This window comes from Methylomonas montana, from assembly GCF_030490285.1.
GTDB classification, from domain to species: domain Bacteria; phylum Pseudomonadota; class Gammaproteobacteria; order Methylococcales; family Methylomonadaceae; genus Methylomonas; species Methylomonas montana.
Window position 1 is genome coordinate 1158991 of the sequence record NZ_CP129884.1, and the last position, 19173, is coordinate 1178163.

Annotated in this window: 15 protein-coding genes and 1 pseudogene; 8 read left to right on the forward strand and 8 right to left on the reverse strand. The window is 53.1% G+C overall.

All coding sequences use genetic code 11. From position 1 onward, the window contains the following. Window positions 1-2 precede the first annotated feature (2 nt). From QZJ86_RS05605 to QZJ86_RS05615, 3 genes are all read left to right on the forward strand, one after another. Complete coding sequence (locus QZJ86_RS05605; protein ID WP_301937147.1) at window positions 3-461, forward strand: DUF2846 domain-containing protein; 459 nt, start codon at window positions 3-5, stop codon at window positions 459-461. A gap of 609 nt (window positions 462-1070) precedes the next feature. After that, window positions 1071-1484 carry an SMI1/KNR4 family protein gene (locus QZJ86_RS05610; RefSeq protein WP_301937148.1) on the forward strand — a complete coding sequence of 138 codons (414 nt, stop codon included), beginning with the start codon at window positions 1071-1073 and terminating at the stop codon, window positions 1482-1484. Between the two features lie 92 nt (window positions 1485-1576). Next, window positions 1577-1978 carry a DUF6228 family protein gene (locus QZJ86_RS05615; protein WP_301937149.1) on the forward strand — a complete coding sequence of 134 codons (402 nt, stop codon included), beginning with the start codon at window positions 1577-1579 and terminating at the stop codon, window positions 1976-1978. A 1011-nt stretch (window positions 1979-2989) separates the two neighbouring features. Here QZJ86_RS05615 and QZJ86_RS05620 read toward each other — a convergent pair. Next, window positions 2990-3331, reverse strand: coding sequence for a zinc ribbon domain-containing protein YjdM (locus QZJ86_RS05620; protein WP_301937150.1), 342 nt, complete (start codon window positions 3329-3331; stop codon window positions 2990-2992). A 193-nt stretch (window positions 3332-3524) separates the two neighbouring features. After that, window positions 3525-4568, reverse strand: a complete 1044-nt coding sequence (purM, locus tag QZJ86_RS05625; protein ID WP_301937152.1) for a phosphoribosylformylglycinamidine cyclo-ligase — start codon at window positions 4566-4568, stop codon at window positions 3525-3527. A gap of 81 nt (window positions 4569-4649) precedes the next feature. Here purM and QZJ86_RS05630 point away from each other — a divergent pair, with 81 nt between their 5' ends. Then, window positions 4650-5480, forward strand: a complete 831-nt coding sequence (locus tag QZJ86_RS05630) for a DUF2066 domain-containing protein (RefSeq protein WP_301937153.1) — start codon at window positions 4650-4652, stop codon at window positions 5478-5480. Here QZJ86_RS05630 and QZJ86_RS05635 read toward each other — a convergent pair. The 6 genes from QZJ86_RS05635 to QZJ86_RS05660 all read right to left on the reverse strand — a co-directional run bounded on the left by QZJ86_RS05635 (window position 5466) and on the right by QZJ86_RS05660 (window position 11875). Then, a complete protein-coding gene (locus tag QZJ86_RS05635; protein ID WP_301937154.1) occupies window positions 5466-5966 on the reverse strand; it encodes a hypothetical protein in 501 nt (166 codons plus the stop codon). The two genes, QZJ86_RS05630 and QZJ86_RS05635, sit on opposite strands and share 15 nt — an antisense overlap. A gap of 21 nt (window positions 5967-5987) precedes the next feature. After that, entirely contained in the window at window positions 5988-7355 is a 1368-nt protein-coding gene (locus QZJ86_RS05640) for a P-loop NTPase family protein (protein ID WP_301937155.1), read from the reverse strand. A gap of 177 nt (window positions 7356-7532) precedes the next feature. Continuing rightward, a complete protein-coding gene (gene ntrC / locus QZJ86_RS05645; RefSeq protein WP_301937157.1) occupies window positions 7533-8954 on the reverse strand; it encodes a nitrogen regulation protein NR(I) in 1422 nt (473 codons plus the stop codon). Beyond that, complete coding sequence (gene glnL, locus QZJ86_RS05650) at window positions 8941-9996, reverse strand: nitrogen regulation protein NR(II) (protein ID WP_301937159.1); 1056 nt, start codon at window positions 9994-9996, stop codon at window positions 8941-8943. Before glnL ends, ntrC begins: the two co-directional genes overlap by 14 nt. A gap of 179 nt (window positions 9997-10175) precedes the next feature. Beyond that, window positions 10176-10535: a hypothetical protein gene (locus tag QZJ86_RS05655; protein ID WP_301937160.1), complete on the reverse strand. Its 360-nt coding sequence runs from the start codon at window positions 10533-10535 to the stop codon at window positions 10176-10178. A 41-nt stretch (window positions 10536-10576) separates the two neighbouring features. Beyond that, entirely contained in the window at window positions 10577-11875 is a 1299-nt protein-coding gene (locus tag QZJ86_RS05660) for an ammonium transporter (protein ID WP_301937161.1), read from the reverse strand. A 250-nt stretch (window positions 11876-12125) separates the two neighbouring features. On the opposite strand from QZJ86_RS05660, the gene QZJ86_RS21575 reads away from it, so the two are divergent. From QZJ86_RS21575 to QZJ86_RS05675, 4 genes and pseudogenes are all read left to right on the forward strand, one after another. Then, on the forward strand, window positions 12126-12260 hold the full coding sequence (locus tag QZJ86_RS21575; RefSeq protein WP_407081640.1) for a hypothetical protein: 135 nt from the start codon (window positions 12126-12128) through the stop codon (window positions 12258-12260). 133 nt (window positions 12261-12393) lie between these two features. Next, a pseudogene (locus QZJ86_RS21580) lies at window positions 12394-12657 on the forward strand (BapA prefix-like domain-containing protein); the annotation flags it as partial. Between the two features lie 30 nt (window positions 12658-12687). Further along, window positions 12688-17748 carry an Ig-like domain-containing protein gene (locus tag QZJ86_RS05670; protein ID WP_301937164.1) on the forward strand — a complete coding sequence of 1687 codons (5061 nt, stop codon included), beginning with the start codon at window positions 12688-12690 and terminating at the stop codon, window positions 17746-17748. A 399-nt stretch (window positions 17749-18147) separates the two neighbouring features. Next, entirely contained in the window at window positions 18148-19155 is a 1008-nt protein-coding gene (locus QZJ86_RS05675; protein WP_301937166.1) for a peptidoglycan-binding domain-containing protein, read from the forward strand. Window positions 19156-19173: the final 18 nt, after the last annotated feature.

Genomic DNA, 19173 nt, shown 5'->3' on the forward strand with positions numbered 1-19173 from the left:
GTGTGTTAAAAAAGTTAATCATTGTTGCATTAGCATCATCTTTGTTTACCGGATGCGCCTCTGTGCCAATGGAATCTGAGGCAGTTTCAGCAAAAGCCAAATTATTCAGTCCACCTTCTGATGGCAATGCAGGGTTATATATCTACAGGTCATCTGGGCTAGGAACTGCATTAAAAAAAGATATATGGGTGGATGGAAAATGTTTAGGTGAAACTGCTCCAAATATGTTTTTTTATGAAGAAGTAAAGGGAAATACTGAACATAAAATTTCAACTGAGTCTGAGTTTTCGCCCAATGATTTACTCCTTAATACTGAAAGTGGCAATAACTACTTTATTAAGCAATACATGAAACCTGGAGTATTTGTTGGAGGGGCCGGTTTAGAGAAAGTGGACGAAAAAGAAGGGAAAGCGGATGTTTCCGAACTGGAAATGGCAAAAAAAGGTGTCTGTAGCAAATAAGGCCTTAAAGCCGAGTAGGGTGGGCACGGCTTTTGTGCCCACGGGGTTAATAGGCTTTCGTGTCTTGTGTCGCTAACGCGACTAATGGTTTTGAATGACTGTTCGCGGACCGACAACAGGGCCGTAGGATGTGCTGAACAAAGTGAAGCGCATCGGTCGCGTGATCGTTTGCATCGTGTTGAATTGCCGTGACCTATTTTAATGTCGGGTCTCGGCCCGACAGCCGAGATACTTTCTTTTGCTCCGCCAAAAAAAGTATCCAAAGACAAATCCGCCGGGAGCGGATTTGGACGCCATAGGCGCACGAAGTGCGAGCGCCTGGATGGCGCGAGTCAGCAGGCCACCCGGATGCCGCTTATTCCCTGCGCGCCGAAGCTTTTGAACGGGGTTGCCGAAAGGGGCTTCCTGCCCCTTCGGCAACGCGATGCATCCATGCATCGCCCCTACGGGCTGATCCGTTCAAAAGCTCCGGTGCTCGGCGTGGCATAGGGGAAGGAGCCCATCCCGACCGCACGGTAGAGATTGGGTTGGTGGTATAGGGGGGCTGGAATGATATACAGAAACTTTTTAATCACTTGTTAGATCTCCATGCGTCCTGTAGCCGAACTGTTGTCCGAACCTGATCGTGAGTGGCGAAGAGTCGACGGCGCGTCTCCGCCGGAGATCGCCGAACTCCAGAGCATCCTTCCGTTCGATCCGCCCGTTGAGTACCTAGAGCTTCTACGCTACTCAAACGGCGGTGAAGGCGAGCTATCCCTTGAACCACTCTGGTTTCAGTTATTTGACATAGCCTTTGCTATCCAACTCTGGCGAGATGAGAACTACCGTAGAGAATACCCAGACCTTTTCTTCTTTGGTAGCAACGGTGGCTTGGAATCTATCACCTTCGACATGAGCAACTTCAAGCCGTGGCCTATTGTTATGGTTGATTGCATAGCTGGGCTGGACAGCGCCGGCCGCATATCGTCCAGCATTGAGGAATTCATACAAAGGATAGGGTTCCGTACAGACCAAGAGGGCTAACATGGAACTCAACCGTAGCGCGGTTATAAATGCGGTTTTGTTTTTTCAGCTTTCCAGGCCGCGCCCGGTTAGCTCTACGTTAGGGGGTCAGCATGGACACAGTTTCAATTAAGTCATGTGACGATTCCACGACTCTCAGCTTTCGGTTGTCGAGGCGCACAAGCGATGCAATCGAATTTGTTGCATCGCTTACTGGAGCGCCATTTGTTGGAGAGGTTCAGTCAACTACATATTTTTCGGGTCCACCTACCATCTTATTCCGAGAAATGGCTGAATCATGGAAAGGATGGAAAGGGGAGAAAGTATGGTCAGCGCTTGACGGTGAACTTAGTCTTTCGGCTACAAGCACATCACTAGGCCACATTAGTTTGAAAATTGAAATGGTTGGTCAGTCCGGTGATTTTAGGCTTTATGCCATTCTTGGTTTGGAAGCTGGTCAGCTAGAGGAGATATATAAGAATGTCAGTGTTGTATTCCCGCTCAATAACCGCTAACGAGCCCGCGTAGATACGATTAGGCCCATAGGATGTGCTGAACAAAGTGAAGCACATCGGTCGCGTGATCGTTCGCATCGCGTAGAATTGCCACGGCTTATTTTAATGTCGGGTCTCGGCCCGACAGCCGAGATACTTTCTTTTGCTCCGCCAAAAAAAAGTATCCAAAGACAAATCCGCCGGGAGCGGATTTGGACGCCATAGGCGCACGAAGTGCGAGCGCCTGGATGGCGCGAGTCAGCAGGCCACCCGGATGCCGCTTTGATCCTGCGCTCGTCGCGGCATAGGGGGATAAAACCATCCCGATTGCTCGGTAGTACGGAATAAGCGTAAGTGTTTCCGGCATTGATCTGGTTCCGAATAAAAAAGTCGGACAAATTTTGTTAAACGGGGAGATTCGCTGGCGCAACCGCCGAGCTATTTTCTCGATCATTCTCCAAAATAACTCGGGCATTCTCGCGGCGAGCTCGAGCGTTGGAGTAATTTTGTGCAATCGCCGAGCTCTGAACCAGAACGGCCGACAAATTTTGTAGAACGATGGAGTTCATTGGCAGAACGACCAAGCTTTTTTCTCGGCCATTCTCCAAAATAACTCGAACATTCTCACTGCGAGCTCGAACGTTGGAGTAATTTTGTGCAATCGCCGAGCTCTGAACCAGAACGGTCGACAAATTTTGTAGAACGATACGGTTCGCTGACGCAAGCAGCCACGGTTTTCGCCTTTTCGGCCATGCAGGCTGTTCAAATTCTCTGTTGATCTGGACCATCCTGGTGCAAATCAGCCGAAATTCGGTTGCATCTGGTGCAATTTTTCCGGCCTATCATCAGCCATAAACAACACAAACTCAGGAAATTAAAGGCATCGGCCAATTGGCATCAACCTTGCTTTATTCAAGTTGTGTTGTTACTCCTATCTGTTCTCATGTGTGGACGTGGCGCCCGAATTGATAAAACTCAATCAGGGCGCTTTTTTTTGTCCGCCGGAATGTCGAGTGCAGCGGCAGATGCGGTTTAAGCTTTTTTCACGAATTCCGATTTCAGCTTCATCGCGCCGATGCCGTCGATTTTGCAGTCGATGTCATGATCGCCGTCGACCAACCGAATGTTTTTAACGCGTGTGCCGACTTTGACGACCAGCGACGAGCCTTTCACTTTCAGGTCTTTAATCACGGTGATGCTGTCGCCGTCTTGCAGCACGTTACCGTGGGCGTCTTTAACGACTTTGGCATCGTCGCCGGTTTCGGCGCTGGCGTCTTGCGACCATTCGTGGGCACATTCCGAACAAATGTTCATATTGCCGTCGTTATAAGTATATTCCGAGCCACATTTCGGGCAGTTGGGTAAATCGCTCATGGTTATATCCGTTTGCTTGATAAGCTGTGAGACAGCTGGGTTAATATGAAAAATTTAGCAACAGCGCTCAGGTGGTGTTGTCGAGTCGAACTTGGCAGTTAGAGGGCTGAATAAGCAGCTCTCCCGTCGCAGTTGCTAGATTTTTTGGGGTTTAATACCCTGTCCGGATGAGGACAGGGTGGGTAACAGGAAATCAGGAATAGACGACCCGAGGCTTGTCTTCGCCAGCGACGATTTCGCCGATGCTGAACGCGGATTCGCTTTGTTGTTTCAGGATTTCCAGGGTGGCGGCTTCGTCTTGCGCCGCGACGCAGACGATCATGCCGATGCCACAGTTGAAGGTCACCAGCATGTCGGCTAATTCGACGTTGCCTTGTTGTTGCAGCCAAACGAAGATTTCCGGTAATTGCCAGGCGGATAACTCGATATTGGCGTTCAGGCCAGCCGGTAAAACCCGCGGCAGGTTTTCGGTGATACCGCCGCCGGTAATGTGGGCCATGGCGTGCACCGGCACGGTTTTCAGCAATTCCAGCAAGGGTTTTACGTAGATGCGGGTCGGTGTCAGCAGGGTTTCGCCCAGCGGTTTGCCATTGACTGCGTCGCTCCAGGCCAGGCCGCTGCGAGCGACGATTTTGCGTATCAACGAGTAGCCATTGGAGTGTGGGCCGGACGAGGCGAGCGCGATTAATTTATCGCCGGCTTGCACCAGGCTGCCGTCGATGATGCGTTCTTTTTCGACGATACCGACGCAGAAGCCGGCCAAGTCGTAATCGCCGTCCGCATACATGCCGGGCATTTCGGCGGTTTCGCCGCCGACCAGTGCCGCGCCGGCTTGTTCGCAGCCTGTGCCGATGCCTTCTATGACGCTGGCGGCGGTGTCGACTTCCAGTTTGCCGGTGGCAAAATAATCCAGGAAAAACAAAGGCTCGGCGCCTTGCACGACGATGTCGTTAACGCACATCGCCACCAGATCGATACCGACGCTGTTGTGGATGTTTAAATCCAGCGCCAGTTTTAATTTAGTGCCGACGCCGTCGGTGCCGGAGACCAAGACGGGTTGTTTATAGCGGTCCAGCGGTAATTCGAACAGCGAACCGAAGCCGCCTAGGCCGGCCATCACGCCCGCATTACGGGTTTTGGCCGCGATGGGTTTGATGCGTTCGACTAAAGCGTTGCCGGCTTCAATATCGACGCCCGCGCTCTTATAATTCAGGCGGTCTTGTTGTTGTTCGCTCAATGTTAGCCTCTTGTTAAAGTTAAGGTTGAAACGACCGATATTGTACTATAGTTCCCATTAATGCACTGTCAGGGTAGATTTGTGATCGATGTTTTTATGAAGGGTAAATCGGGATTTTTAAAGCTGTTATGGCTGGGCTTGCTATGCCATTCGCCGATTTCGAGCGCGGTTGAAGTAAAAGGTTTGTACGAGATAGAGCTGATTGCCAACAGTCAATCGGCCGAAGACAGAACCCAAGCCATCAAACAGGCCATGTACGCGGTGTTGAGCCGGGTGCTGGTGTCAGAGGACATATCCAGGATTCCGGTGGTGCAGCAGGCTTTAGCCAGCGCGCAGAACTATGTCAAACAATCCCAATATTCGCTGATTTCCACTGACGAGCAGCCGGACACCGAGGCGCGCTTACTCAGGGTGCAATTCGACGAAGACCAGGTGATGGAAGTGATGCGTAAAAGCCAGGTGGGCATCTGGAGCGAGATCAGGCCGCAGACCTTGGTTTGGCTGGTCGTCGACGATGAAGAAGGGCGGCGGTTTTACAATGCCGACATCATGCCTGAGTTGGAGAGCGCTTTGGCTTTTGCCTCGAAGCTGAAAGGAGTGCCGATGATTTTTCCGATGCTGGATCTGGAAGAACAGCAAAAAATTTCGGTCAGCGAAGTGTTGGGCGCCGATTCGCGGAACTTATTGGCAGTGTCTGCTCGCTACGAAGTCACATCCATCATGGCCGGTCGCATCGTCAGCAAATCCGGTTGCTGGCAGGGCGAATGGGCGTTTTATTTTGACGGCAAGATCAAGCAGTGGAATAGCCCTTGTTTGCCTTTGAAGGCGGCTGTCATAGCCGGCGCACAAGGCGCCTACGATGTGTTATCCAATTATTACGGCGTTAAACCGGAACCGTCAGCCGCCCACTAGGCTATAAATGCTGTAAGCTCCGCCATAGGTGGTCAGAAAATAAATTAAGGAAATCACGAAACTAGCCGGGGTGTTGATCCGCAATACATCTTTGAATATCCGCGCAATGATGATCATGTCCCAAAGCAGAAACAGCGCTAGCGTCGAGTAGCTGAGAGTATCCTCAGCCACCGTGACCCAGAACACAATCGGTACCAGAAATATCGCCACGACGTTCTCGCAAAACAAGATGGCCGAGGCGACTTGCACATAGGCATGGGAGGTTCGATTCAGCCACAAAACCACGGCGATAAACGCCAGCGTCAAGCCGGTTTCCAGCAACACCTCGAAAATCGAATCGATGTCGTCGGACATGTTGAACTGGATAAAAAACACCGCGATGAAATAAAAAATCGCATTGTGTTTAAAGAATCGCGTCGATCTGGGCAGGTCCAAGACCGAGACATTGAGCCAGCATAGCGGGAAATAATGTCTGATGATGTCCATGGCAATACCTTGAGATCGTGGTTAGTTGTCCTCTTGATCGTTGTACGGATAGGCGTCGTACTGACTGCGATATTCCTGTGTTTGGCCATGGCTAAACTGATCGTTTAAGGCTTGCACTAAATCTTTGCTTTGCTCGATTAGAGTGGCCAGTTTTTTGCGAGTTTTCTTGTTTTTACCGACCGGGTCGGTGATAGGCATTAAAATTCGCCAGAAGCTTAGGCTTTTTTCAAACAGGCCGGCCAGATCCTCGGTGAGGTTCAACTGTTTTTGGCGTTTGTGTAAATGCTTGATCAGGAATTTGGCATGTACGCGGCTGACGACCAGATGCAGCGGCGTCAGGATAGCGATTAGCGCCAGCAGGATGGCGGGACCGATAAATGGATCAATCAGCAGTTCGAGGATGCCGACCGCGATTTCGGCAAACAGCATCAACATCACGATAAAGCTCAGCACGATCAGCGTTGAGGCATTGCAGCGATCCTTCCAAGTGGTTAACGCCTCTTCCACTTCCGGCATGATCACATCGTCGATCGCGCGGATGCTGTTTTCGAGTGTGCCGAGTATCCGGTAAGAGCGATCATTATTGATGTTATTGAAGCGTTGGTCGAATAGCGCGGTATCGCCGGATTGCGACAACACGATGAATTGGCCGGTATGGACGCCGAGTTCGGCCAGGCGTCTTTGCCAGGACGCGGCGATTTCCTGGCTTTTTAACGCATCCAGATTAATCTCGGAATGGTCGATCACGAAAATGAATTTATTGGAATCCTGATGCGCAACGATGCTGTTCAGGGTGTCTTTGATCAAATCGGCATCGGCTTCGAATAAGTCGTTAAATACCAGTACCAGATCAGAGATGCCGATCACGTATTTGCGCAACAGGCCGCTTACCGGATTTTCGGCGGCCGGATTCAATACCGGCGTATCGATGATCAGCTTGTTTTTCAGTTTGCCGCTGTTGGCTGTGACCAACTCTAAGTAGCTATTCAATTTGCTACCTTCGCCGGCGGCGACCAGATCAATCTCGCGGCCGATCTGATAAAAAGGTAAACGATGGTCGGCGTCCAGCGCGGTGCCAGGTAGCGTGGCAGTGTTGGTTTGCGGAGTGTATTGCAGGACGGTGAACTTATGGCGCGCGGTATGCAGCGGCGTACCCAGATAATGAGTGATGAAGTCCGATTTTGCCGGCGAGTAGCCGCCCAAGGTACTGATGATCGGCCACCAGCTGTTTTTGCGGGCAGTGGTTTCGTCGTTGTCGATCAAGCCCAGTTCGAATTCGATTTCATCCAAGTCCTGGAAGATCTTGGCGGCTTTTTGCAAGACCGGGTCCGTTGCCGCAAATTGTCTTTCAAGATTAGTTAGATGCTTACTTACCGTTTTATCCGCCATAAGATGTAAACCTTAGCTTCTTGTTATTAGGGTGATCAGACGGGCGGGAGTATACACCCATGGCTTTTAAACGAATAAAAAATCCTGCCGACGAATCATCGGCAAAATCGATTGGAGAGGATGCGGAGGAAGGCCGCTGTTTGGCGTATCGAGAGCGCCTGACAACGGCGGTTAAGCTTAGTCCCGAATATCCAGTTCCTTGATTTTACGGGTCAGGGTATTGCGGCCATAGCCCAATAACAGCGCGGCTTCGTGCTTTCTGCCGTGGGTATGATTCAAGGCCGCTTCGATCAGTAGCGTCTCCACGGAAGGGATGGCATGTTTGGCGATGTCGACTTTGCCTATCGATAATTGTTGTTTAACCCAGCTTTTAAACAGGCTTTCCCAATCGCCGGATCCGGTTTCGCCGGACGCACTATCGGCGCTGCCGTGGCTAAGTTCAGGCGGCAAATCCTCGATATGAATTTCCCGTCCGGACGCCATCACCGTCAACCAGCGGCAGATATTTTCCAGCTGCCGGACATTGCCCGGCCACTTCAAACCGCTTAAAAACGCTTCGGTTTCCGGTTTCAGGATTTTGATTTCAGTATTCAGTTCCTTGGCGCTTTGATACAAATAATGCCGCATCAAAAGGCCTATATCCTGACGGCGTTCGCGCAGCGGCGGGATGTGAATCCGAATCACATTGAGGCGGTGAAACAAGTCTTCGCGAAACCGGCCTTGCGCTACCAGCGCTTCCAGGTCTTGATGGGTGGCGGCGATGATGCGGACATTGACTTTCACCGAGGTATGGGCGCCGACCGGATAAAACTCGTTGTCGGCCAATACCCGCAACAAGCGGGTTTGCAATTCGGCCGGCATGTCGCCGATCTCGTCCAGAAACAGCGTGCCGTTATTAGCTTGTTCGAAGCGACCGATACGGCGGGCTTGGGCACCGGTAAACGCGCCTTTTTCATGGCCGAACAATTCCGATTCCATCAAATCCTTGGGAATCGCCGCCATATTCAAGGCTATGAACGGTTGTTCGGCGCGCGGACTGTGACGGTGTAGCGCCTTGGCAACCAGCTCCTTGCCGGTGCCGGATTCGCCGTTGATCAGCACGGTGATGTGCGAACGCGCCAGCCGGCCGATCGCCCGAAATACTTCCTGCATGGCCGGCGCTTCGCCGATGATTTCCGGAGTTTCTTCGATAGTGGGCGGTGCCTGAACCGTATCGCTTTGGCGTTGTTTGCTGTGGGCGCAGGCGCGTTGCACGGTCTCGACGACTTCGGTGACATCGAAGGGTTTGGGCAGATATTCGAAGGCGCCGCCGTGAAAGGCCGATACGGCGCTTTCCAGGTCGGAATGCGCGGTCATTACGATCACCGGCAAATCCGGATAACTATTTTGAATATTGCGCAATAGTTCGAAGCCGTCCATGCCGGGCATGCGAATATCGGTAATCAGTACATCCGGCAAGCCGCCGGGTAGCGCTTTCAGTAATTCGCTGGCGTTGGCAAAGCTTTGGGTATTCACGCCGGCTTTTTGTAAGGCTTTTTCAAGTACCCAGCGGATGGATTTGTCGTCATCGACTATCCAGACCTTGTCAGGTATTTGCATGATACTTCTCCAAAGGTAAATAGATAGAAAACACGGTGTTGCCGGGCTCGCTCTCGCATTCGATCAAGCCGTTATGCTGATTGATCAAGGATTGAGCAATAGACAGGCCAAGTCCGGTGCCTTCGGCGCGGCCGGTGATCATCGGATAAAAAATTTGTCCCATCAGTTCTGGTTTGATGCCTGGACCATTGTCGATAATGTCGATTTTGACCGTCAGTTTGTAGCGCTTGCGGCCAATGGTCATATGTCGTTGCACCCGCGTCTTCATGGTAATTACACCGTGGTTTTGTACGGCTTGTACTGCATTGCGGACGATATTCAGGATGGCCTGAATCAGCTGGTTTTTATCGGCAAACATTTCCGGGATGCTGGGGTCGTAATTGGTGTTTAGCGTCACCCCATGGCTGGTTTCCGCCGCGACCAAATGCCTGACCCGCTCCAGTACTTCGTGAATGTTTAATTGGCTTTTATGAGCTGGTTTGTTGGGGCCGAGCATCTTATCCATCAAATCCTGTAAACGGTCGGATTCGGCGATGATGATTTGGGTGTATTCCTTCAGCTCCGGATCTTGTAGTTCCAGATCCAATAACTGCGCCGCGCCGCGCAAGCCGCCCAGCGGATTTTTGATTTCATGCGCCAGGCCGCGCACCAGCATGCGGCTGGTATTTTGCTGTGCCAGCAACTGTTCTTCCTTGGTAATGCGCAGATGTCGGTCTACCTGTTGCAGTTCAATCAGGATTTCGCTGAGCTGGCCATCTTCCAGCAATGGCGTGGCGCTGAGATTGACGGTAATCGACTGGTTGAGCCGTTCTAGGATTAATTCTCTATCGACCAGCGGCTCGTGCATATACAAACGCGGCAACAAATCGTTGAACAGGCTGTTGTGCGCAGTTTTGAATAATTTATGCGCCGTATTGCCGAGCAAATGCTTGGCGCTGTCGGCGAGCAGCATCTCGCCTGCGGGATTGATATAGGTCAGTCGCAAGTCTCTGTCGAACAGGAGGATTGCTTCGTTTAGGTGGTCGAGTATCTTTTTGTGCACTGGAAAGATGATGTCCTAAGGGTCGAATTAGCTTAAGCAATATATACGCCAAAGCTCAAACTCACGCGTTAGCCCGATTGGGCTCATATAAAATGGGGCTGTCGATCTATTTTAGTGCGTGAGCTTATGTTAATGATCCAAAGTAGTGCGTTTAAAAGGAAAGACCGATAAGTTGGTCGTCAATTGTTCGTGCACAGCTTTTCCGCGCGCTCGCTTTCCGCCAGGATGCTGCCATCATTGTGAACCCGCCAACGATAGTGCAGTTCGGTGGCTTTGCTAACCAAAATAGCGCGTTCGACATCGATATAACCCTCTTCTTGAAACGAGCGCCAGCCGACATCGCGTTGCGAATTGCTTTTGATGGAGCGCTCCAAGGTCTGGTCGATAGTCATATTATCCCTGCAGATCATGGTCTTGACCTGTGCGGTCGCGGCATCACAGTCAAGTGCCGACGCGCTCTGCGAAATACCAAGGCCCAAGCTCGTGGCCAGAAATAGATACGCTAATTTAGCGGTATGGTGTTTGGTAAGGGTTTTCATATCAGGTCACCGTTGATGGGTTCGAATTTGCTAGCGAATCTTTAAAAGTTATAGCCTTGCTCGTTGTGCAGGACGATGTCCAAGCCCTCGGTTTCGTCGCCACTAGTCACACGTAGGCCCAGGGTGGTATCTAGCAGTTTCAGAATCAGATAACTAATACCGCCGCTCCAGCCCAGAACCGAAAATACCGCCAGAGTTTGCACGGTTAATTGACCGGAAATCCCGCCATCGGCGACCGTACCGATACCGCCCAGGGTTGGAGCGGCCAGGACGGCGGTCAATAAAGAACCGGCGATGCCGCCAACCCCGTGAATCGCAAATACGTCCAGGGTGTCGTCGATTGCAAAGCGGCGCTTGAACCAGTGCACACTAAAAAAACATAGACTGCCGGCGATTACGCCGATCGATAAGCCGCCGAGAGGCGAAATGAAGCCGGCCGATGGCGCGACCATGCCCAAACCGGCCACCATGCCGGTAATCACGCCCAGGCCGCTGGGTTTACCGAAGCGCAGCCATTCGATCGTCATCCAAGCCAACGAGCCGGCAGCCGCGCTCATGTGTGTGGACAGCATTGCTATACCGGCGGCGCCGTTAGCCATCAGCGCACTGCCGGCGCTGAAGCCGTGCCAGCCCACCCAGAGGATGCCGGCGCCGGTGGCGGTCATGGTTAAATTGTGAGGGGGCATGGGGATACGCGGAAAGCCGCGCCGGCTGCCGACCATCAGCGCACCGACTAGCGCTGCTGTGCCGCCGGAAACGTGTACGACGATGCCGCCGGCAAAATCCATCGCGCCCAGTTGCGACAACCAACCGCCGCCCCACAGCCAATGGCATACCGGCACGTAGATCAATAATTCCCACAACGCGACAAACCAAAGCAGGGCGGAAAACTTCATGCGCTCGGCGACGCTGCCGACGATCAAGGCCGGTGCGAAAATCGCGAAGGTCAGGTGATACATGCAAAACACCGTTTCAGGCAGATTGTCCTTGACGCTTTCGGCATTCAAAGACGCCAAGGACAGACTGGAAAAGCCGCCCAGCAGACTCTGCCAGGGGCCTCCGTCGCTGAGCGCCAGACTGTAACCGCCGAGCAGCCAGAGAATCGACACCAATGAAGTGATCGTAAAACATTGCATCAATATCGAAAGCACATTTTTGGTGCGGACCAGGCCGCCATAAAACAGCGCCAATCCCGGTATCGTCATAAACAATACCAGGCCGGACGCAGTCAGAATCCAGGCGGTATCGGCGGCATTGATTTGATCGGCATTGGCTAAAACGGGAAAGCTAACGAGGCTGCCGATGCTTAATAACTGTCGGCTTGGGCAATATTTTGGCATTTGGTTTCCTTATAATTATTATTTTCGACCCAAAATTGTGCGTATTGCATAATATTGCACCATAATGTATCAATTGGCAAATCATGTCGATTCGCCATATCAGGCTGAATGAGTTTCTAGTTTGTAGGAATATTGATGACAGGGGGCGAGTCGATCGACGGTTTGACGTTCGGTTTTTGTTGGCAAGAGTCTGTCCAGACCGGCGCTAACTTTATGGAGCAGACATTAAAAAATCAGGTTGGCAAGACTGGTGCAAACAATGGCGGAACGTATCGTGCGTTTCATCATCGTTGACGCGCAGTGCGTGAAGAGCAACGATGGTGCCGAACAAAAAGGCTACGACCGGAACAAACCTGTCGAAGTATGGCTCGCTCGGTGGATATAAATCTCCCCCTCATTCCGCATGTTTGAAAGAATTAGGCGGGATGCTTGTGGTAGACCTATAATTTAATAACCGCATGGAATCCAATTAAAAGGGAACTCTATGTTTTGTTTTTTTGGTATACAAAAGGTCAGATATGTCTGTAGCAGTTAAAACTATTAATCTTGGTGAACCTTCAACTGCTGGCGTATTTCACGAGACTAGCGAAACGGTTCTGCTTGAACAGCCGAGTCGAGTATTTCTTGATCTGCGCCCGACTGACATTATTTCTTATCTTCGTGAAGGCAATGATCTAATTGTTGTTATGGGCGAAGAAAAGCTTCGCATTGTTAACTTTTATCATGTTGATGGCGACAGCCTGCTTTATCTAAAAGACGATGACTGCGGTCTTTTACTGGCAGATCTTTCGCCAGCCGAAAGTGATGGGACAGTGCGTGCCCAGTATTTACCGCAGGCGGAACCGGCGCCATTTGAGTCACTGACGTGCGAAGCAGCGGTTGGCGGCTACGGATGGGCTGCGGCGGCACTAGCGGTTATAGGTGGCGGGGTAGGGCTTGGGCTTGCTTTGGGAGGTGATGATGGTGACGACGATCGCGACACAACCTCGTCTTCCGCACCTGACACCACGCCTCCGGATACCCCGACCATCGGCAGCGTAGATGACGACGCAGGCAACCTGATAGGACCAGTCGCTAACGGCGGCACTACCGATGATGCAACCCCCATTGTGCGCGGCAGCGGTGCCACGCCGGGGGATATCATCACGCTGTACGACAGAGAAACTCCAATTGGCACCGCCATTGTCGATCCCAACGGCGATTGGAGCATCACCCCAACGACGCCACTCACCGATGGCGACCACGAATTCACCGTGACAGCCACCGATCCGGCCGGCAACATATCTGAACCCAGCGCACCTTACACTGTCATCATCGACACCACCCCGCCGAATGCGCCGGTTATCGACCCCACGAATGGCAATATACTGACCGGAACGGCCGAAGCGGGCAGCACCGTTAATATCGACGTCAACGGAGACGGCACAGCCGACTACACCGTTCAAGCAGATGTAAACGGCAACTGGAGTGTGGACGCCGTCCCCGATCTGGCTGATGGCACAGTCATTACGGCTACGACCACCGATGCGGCCGGCAACACCGGTCCGCAAGGCAGCCAAACCGTGGATATTTCGCTGGTCGACGTGATAGCGCCCGTCCAACCCGTGATTGTCAGTGTCACGGATGACGTTGATCCGCAGCAAGGTACTCTGGCTTCGGGGGCAAGTACCAATGACACCTTGCCGAGGCTCAATGGCACCGCAGAGGCCGGCAGTACGGTGACTATCTTCCAGGATGGCGTGAATATTGGCACGACGACGGCCGATGGTACTGGCAACTGGAACTTCACGCCCGGCACCGCGCTGCTTGATGGCGCCACTTATGCGTTCACCGTGACCGCCACCGATGCTGACAATAACGTAAGCATCCCGAGTGCAGCTTTTACACTGACTATTGACACCACCGCCCCGGCGACGGGGGACGGCAGTAACAGCATTGTTTTTGACGACAACCTGGTAAATGCGGCAGAAGCCAGTAATGTCACGCTTAGCGGCACGATCGAAGCGGCCGCTACGGTGACCAGCATAATCATCAGCGACACGGATGGAGGCACGGCCGACATCGTCGTCGATGCGAGCGACATCAGTGTTGTCGGGGGGGTGGTGACCGTAAGCGGCCAGGATCTTTCCGTTCTGAGTGATGGTACATTGACCGTGACGATGATAGTGACGGATGCGGCTGGCAACAGCGGCAACGTCACCGACACTACGGTGCTGGACAAGACTCCGCCGAATGCGCCGGTTATCGACCCCACGAATGGCAATATACTGACCGGAACGGCCGAAGCGGGCAGCACTGTTAATATCGACGTCAACGGAGACGGCGCAGCCGACTACACCGTTCAAGCCGATATAAGCGGCAACTGGAGTGTGGACGCCGTCCCCGATCTGGCTGATGGCACAGTCATTACGGCTACGGCCACGGATGCGGCCGGCAACACCGGTCCGCAAGGCAGCCAAACCGTGGATACTTCGCTGGTCGACGTGATAGCGCCCGTCCAACCCGTGATTGTCAGTGTCACGGATGACGTTGATCCGCAGCAAGGTACTCTGGCTTCGGGGGCAAGTACCAATGACACCTTGCCGAGGCTCAATGGCACCGCAGAGGCCGGCAGTACGGTGACTATCTTCCAGGATGGCGTGAATATTGGCACGACGACGGCCGATGGTACTGGCAACTGGAACTTCACGCCCGGCACCGCGCTGCTTGATGGCGCCACTTATGCGTTCACCGTGACCGCCACCGATGCGGCGGGCAATGAATCCAGCCCCAGCCTAGCGTTCGAACTGACCGTCGATCTCACCGCGCCAACAGTTCTCAGCTTGGCGGCCAATGTGTCGGAAGAGGGGTTGACTAATGGCAACCCGGATACCTTGGGCACACCGACAGATACTACCAATCTGGCAACGGTTTCAGGCAATATGACATTCAACGGCACAGGTAGCAACGTGGCAGCCGTGTCCGTAAGCGGTCCGGCCGGCGTAACTTCCGGTGGCGTTGCGGTGACCTGGAGCGGCGGCTTTGCGAGCGGCACTTATACCCTGACCGGTAGTGCCGGTGCTATCGAGGTGGCCACGCTGACATTGACTACGGCGGGCGCCTACACCTTTACACTTTTGGCGGCGCTTGATCACCCGCTCGAGGGGATAGAGGACGTCCTGGGACTGGGCTTCGGCGTGACGGCTATAGACGCGGCTGGAAACGTGAACAGTCCAGCCACGACACTGACGATTAATGTAGAAGATGATATGCCGGTGGCGGCGGACGCAGCATTGTTTGACATCGCCGCGACGCCGACCACTGAAACCGGCTCGCTGATCGACAGTTTTGGCGCCGACGGCGGTCATGTACAGCAGATCACCATCGATGGCAACACCTTCCGTTACGATGTTGCCACGGACAGCATCATTGAAAGCGGTGATTCAGAACTGGTGGCAAACCAAAGTTTCAATACCGCTACCGATGAACTGACAATCAACACCGTGAAGGGCGAAACCCTGGTGGTGGACATGTTGACCGGCACGTATAGCTATACCGCCACCGGCATACCGCTGATCGCTCCCGAGGTTCCGGTTGCGCCAGCGGTGAGCGTTAACGACACAGGAGGTTTACTGGGCATTGTCGAGGCAGATGCGTTGGGACTGATCGACTTGGGTGCCAACCAGGTACTGAAGGCGTCCGATGCCAATAACGATATCAAGCAGGTAGTTGTGAATGCCTCCAGCCTGATCAGCCTTGGCGTCGGCTTTTACAATCTGGCCTGGTCTGTAGAAATGGCGGCCGAGTTTGGCCTTAATGTAGTAGCAAATGACGATATCAGTGGTGCAATTCTTTTCACGCAGAGTTTTTCACGTTTGACCATTACTTCGACTGATGGTGGGGCCATTGATAACCTCCGCCTGAATGAGTTTTTGGCGACTGTTTATGTTGAACAGACCGGCATAACGCTCGGCGTCACGCCAACGATGTCGATTTCGGCAACGGACTCGCAACCAGTGACGACGACAGATTCCTCGATTAATCTGCTTGGCTTGAGTTTGTTGGATCCAAGCAGCGTTCCAGATGAGATTCAGGAAGGCGATGCCGGCGACAACACGCTGACCGGTGGGCCAGGGCTGAATGATCGACTCTACGGTTACGCTGGCAGCGATACCCTGAATGGCAGTGACGGCAACGACCTGCTGCGCGGCGGCGGCGGCAACGACAGCCTGAATGGCGGCGATGGCAACGACATCCTGATCGGCGGTGCCGCTACTGATGCCTTGACCGGCGGCAGCGGCAATGATGTGTTCTTATGGGAAAAAGGGGACGAAGGCTCGCCTGGTACGCCAGCAACGGACACCATCGCAGATTTCAACACGCAGCCATTCGTTAGCGGCGGAGACATCATCGACTTGGGCAGTTTGCTGCAGGGCGAGGGCAGGATCGGCAACAATCCGGGCAATCTGACCAATTACCTGCATTTTGAAGTGGTGGGTGCCGATACCGTGCTGTCTATCAGCACCACTGGCCAGTTCCAAGGTGGTTATGCCGCTGGTGCGGTGGATCAGCAGATTACCTTTACCGGGGTCGACCTGGTCGGCAGCTTTAGTTCAGATCAGGAGGTCATTGCTAACTTGTTAAATCGAGACAATTTGATTGTCGACGAAGCCACGGTCAGCACCGATCTGTTGGCCGGCACCACCACGGTTAACGCGGTCATCACCGACAACGACGGTGATACCGCCGGCACCTCGGTCAGCTTTGACAGCACCGGTGCCACACCTCCAACGCCCTCCAGCAACGTGGCGCCTGTGGTGCAGACCAATTCGGGGGCGTTATTAGGTCTCGTCAGCGCGGGCGCGCTGGATCTGATTAATTTGGATACACAGGATCTGACCGCGGCGGATGCGGATGGTAATCTGCGTTCCACGGTGGTGGCCTATCAACCATTGCTGAGCGTCAATCTGGCGGCCTTGCAATTGACTGCATCCAGTCAACTGGCGGCCGAGTTAGGGTTGGAGTTCAACGTGGTTAATGATCCCGGTCTGCTAGGTCTGGTGGCGCCGTCTTCGGTGCTGACCATTAGCGCACTGGGCGGGGGAGATATTGATAATCTGGCGGTTAATGAACTGCTGGCCACTGTGCATTTTAATGACGCGTTCAGCTTGCTCGGCGCGGATGTTCGCCTGGCCGTGCTCGATGCTACCACTATTACTGCTACCGACAGCGCAGGGCTGACTGCTAGCGATTCACTGGCCAATCTACTGGCTGCCGATGCGCTCAATACGCTGGCAGGCAGTGTCGATATTATCGAGGGTAACTCCGGCAATGACACCCTAGACGGCGGCGCCGAAAACGAGCGTCTGTATGGCCATGCCGGCAACGATACTCTGACAGGTAATGACGGCAATGACTTGTTGCGCGGCGGTGCCGGGGATGATGTTCTCAATGGCGGCGCTGGCAATGATTTGCTGATCGACGGTAACGGTAGCGACACCTTCAACGCCGGTGCCGGCGATGATACGATTTTGACCTCCGGCACGGGCTTTGTTTCAATCGACGGCGGCGATGGCTTCGATATCCTGACTCTGGATGCCGGCATCAGCCTGAATCTGGATGGCGTTAGCGACGGCGTCAGCAATATCGAAAGCATCGATATGGCTTATGATGATGCGGCCAACAGCTTGACGCTGACCGCGGCTGCAGTGACGAGCTTGACCGACGTGGACAACCAGTTGTACGTCTTCGGAGAAAGTAACGACACTTTGAATGCCATCGGCGCGACAGCCACGGGCACTACTGCGAGCCTTAATGGAACTGTTTTCGATGTCTACAACTTTGGCAGCAACACACTGTTCGTTGATGAAGATGTAGCAGTGACGATCATTTGATCGTGACAGGTACGGAAATCGTGCGTTAAAAAAGCAGGCCGATTAGTACAGCCGTCGGTTTCGTCACGCCGATGATGCTCACCGCCTATGGCGAACCGGACAACCGCCTACCGTTGCTACCTTGTTTGTTGGATGCTGGTGTCAATCTGGATCTTGAATCTAGCGGCCTTGGTATGGTCGGCAATAGCGGGTGCAGCGTCTTGGCGCTGCTACTAATGGTCGAGGCAGGTATTGGCAGTGTTGTAGAGGCATAGTCGGTTGAGCCATAATGCCTTGCAGATATATCAGTAAGTTTGCCAGCGGTATTGGCTCCGGTTTGGCAGGCTGCCAAATAATTTAGACCCGAGCTGTCATTTTGAGACAGCCCTTTGTTATCGAATCAACACAGGCTCCCAAGTAGTGCATTATCGACAATTTGTTGTGTTAGGCGGCGCGCTTTTTTCAAGCGTCTTGTATTATCACCATGCAGTAGCGTCTGAACCTGCGGGTAATCTCAATCCGTTACAGGCCGAATCAGGCGCACTAAGCTCTCAGCCAAGCACCGATGTCGCCATCGCCGCCGGCCAGTGCTGGATATACGGGCAGATCAAGCCGCGGCCCATTGAACAAACGGTAGAGGTCACCCTTAAGGATTCCCACACTACCATCCACGTGACGCCTGCGGAAATCCGGAGGGGTTTCAAGCAGGTCATCACTCGGGAAGGAACTGTCACTTATCGCATAGAACCGCCTACCTACAAGGATGAGCTGGTGAATGTCATGGTGCGCCCCGAAGTGACCCGTTTTAAGGTAGTGCCGGCAGTCTATGAAGCGCGTGAAAAAAACATCACCGTTCAAGAGGCCAAGACAGTCATGGAACGCTGCCGGGCGGCGGGCACACGTTACGCCCGAAATGCCAACGCCATCGCTTTTTGTGCTCGAGAATTGCCGGCGAAACAGAAAGTTGTGCTGGTTCAGGAGTTGGTTCAGCCCGAAAGCACCCAGGTAGAAATCGAACCCGCCCAATACAATTATGTCGTCCGCAAAGTAATCGATCAGCCCGCGCGTGTGGTGGAGGTAACCTTAGATCCGCAGGTCATGAATGTGCCTGTAGAAGAGGTCGTTGTTCCGAGTCAAACTTATCAGACAGAGGTCGCCGCAGTGACACAGGCAATGCAAGTCACTACCTTTGACGGCGAACCACGGATGGTGATGCGCAGATCTGTGTGTAATGACAACATTACACCGATCCTAGTCACAAACTTGCAGGAACAGTTGCACCGGCACGGTTATCAGGCGGGCCCTGTGGATGGGTTGTTGGGAAAATATACCCTAGACGCTCTCAGCGACTACCAGGTCGATAATGGCCTGGCGGTCGGCGCCATCACCTATGAAAGCCTTGAGCACTTGGGTGTTGTCGGTCGTTGATGATAAAGCGCCGTTATT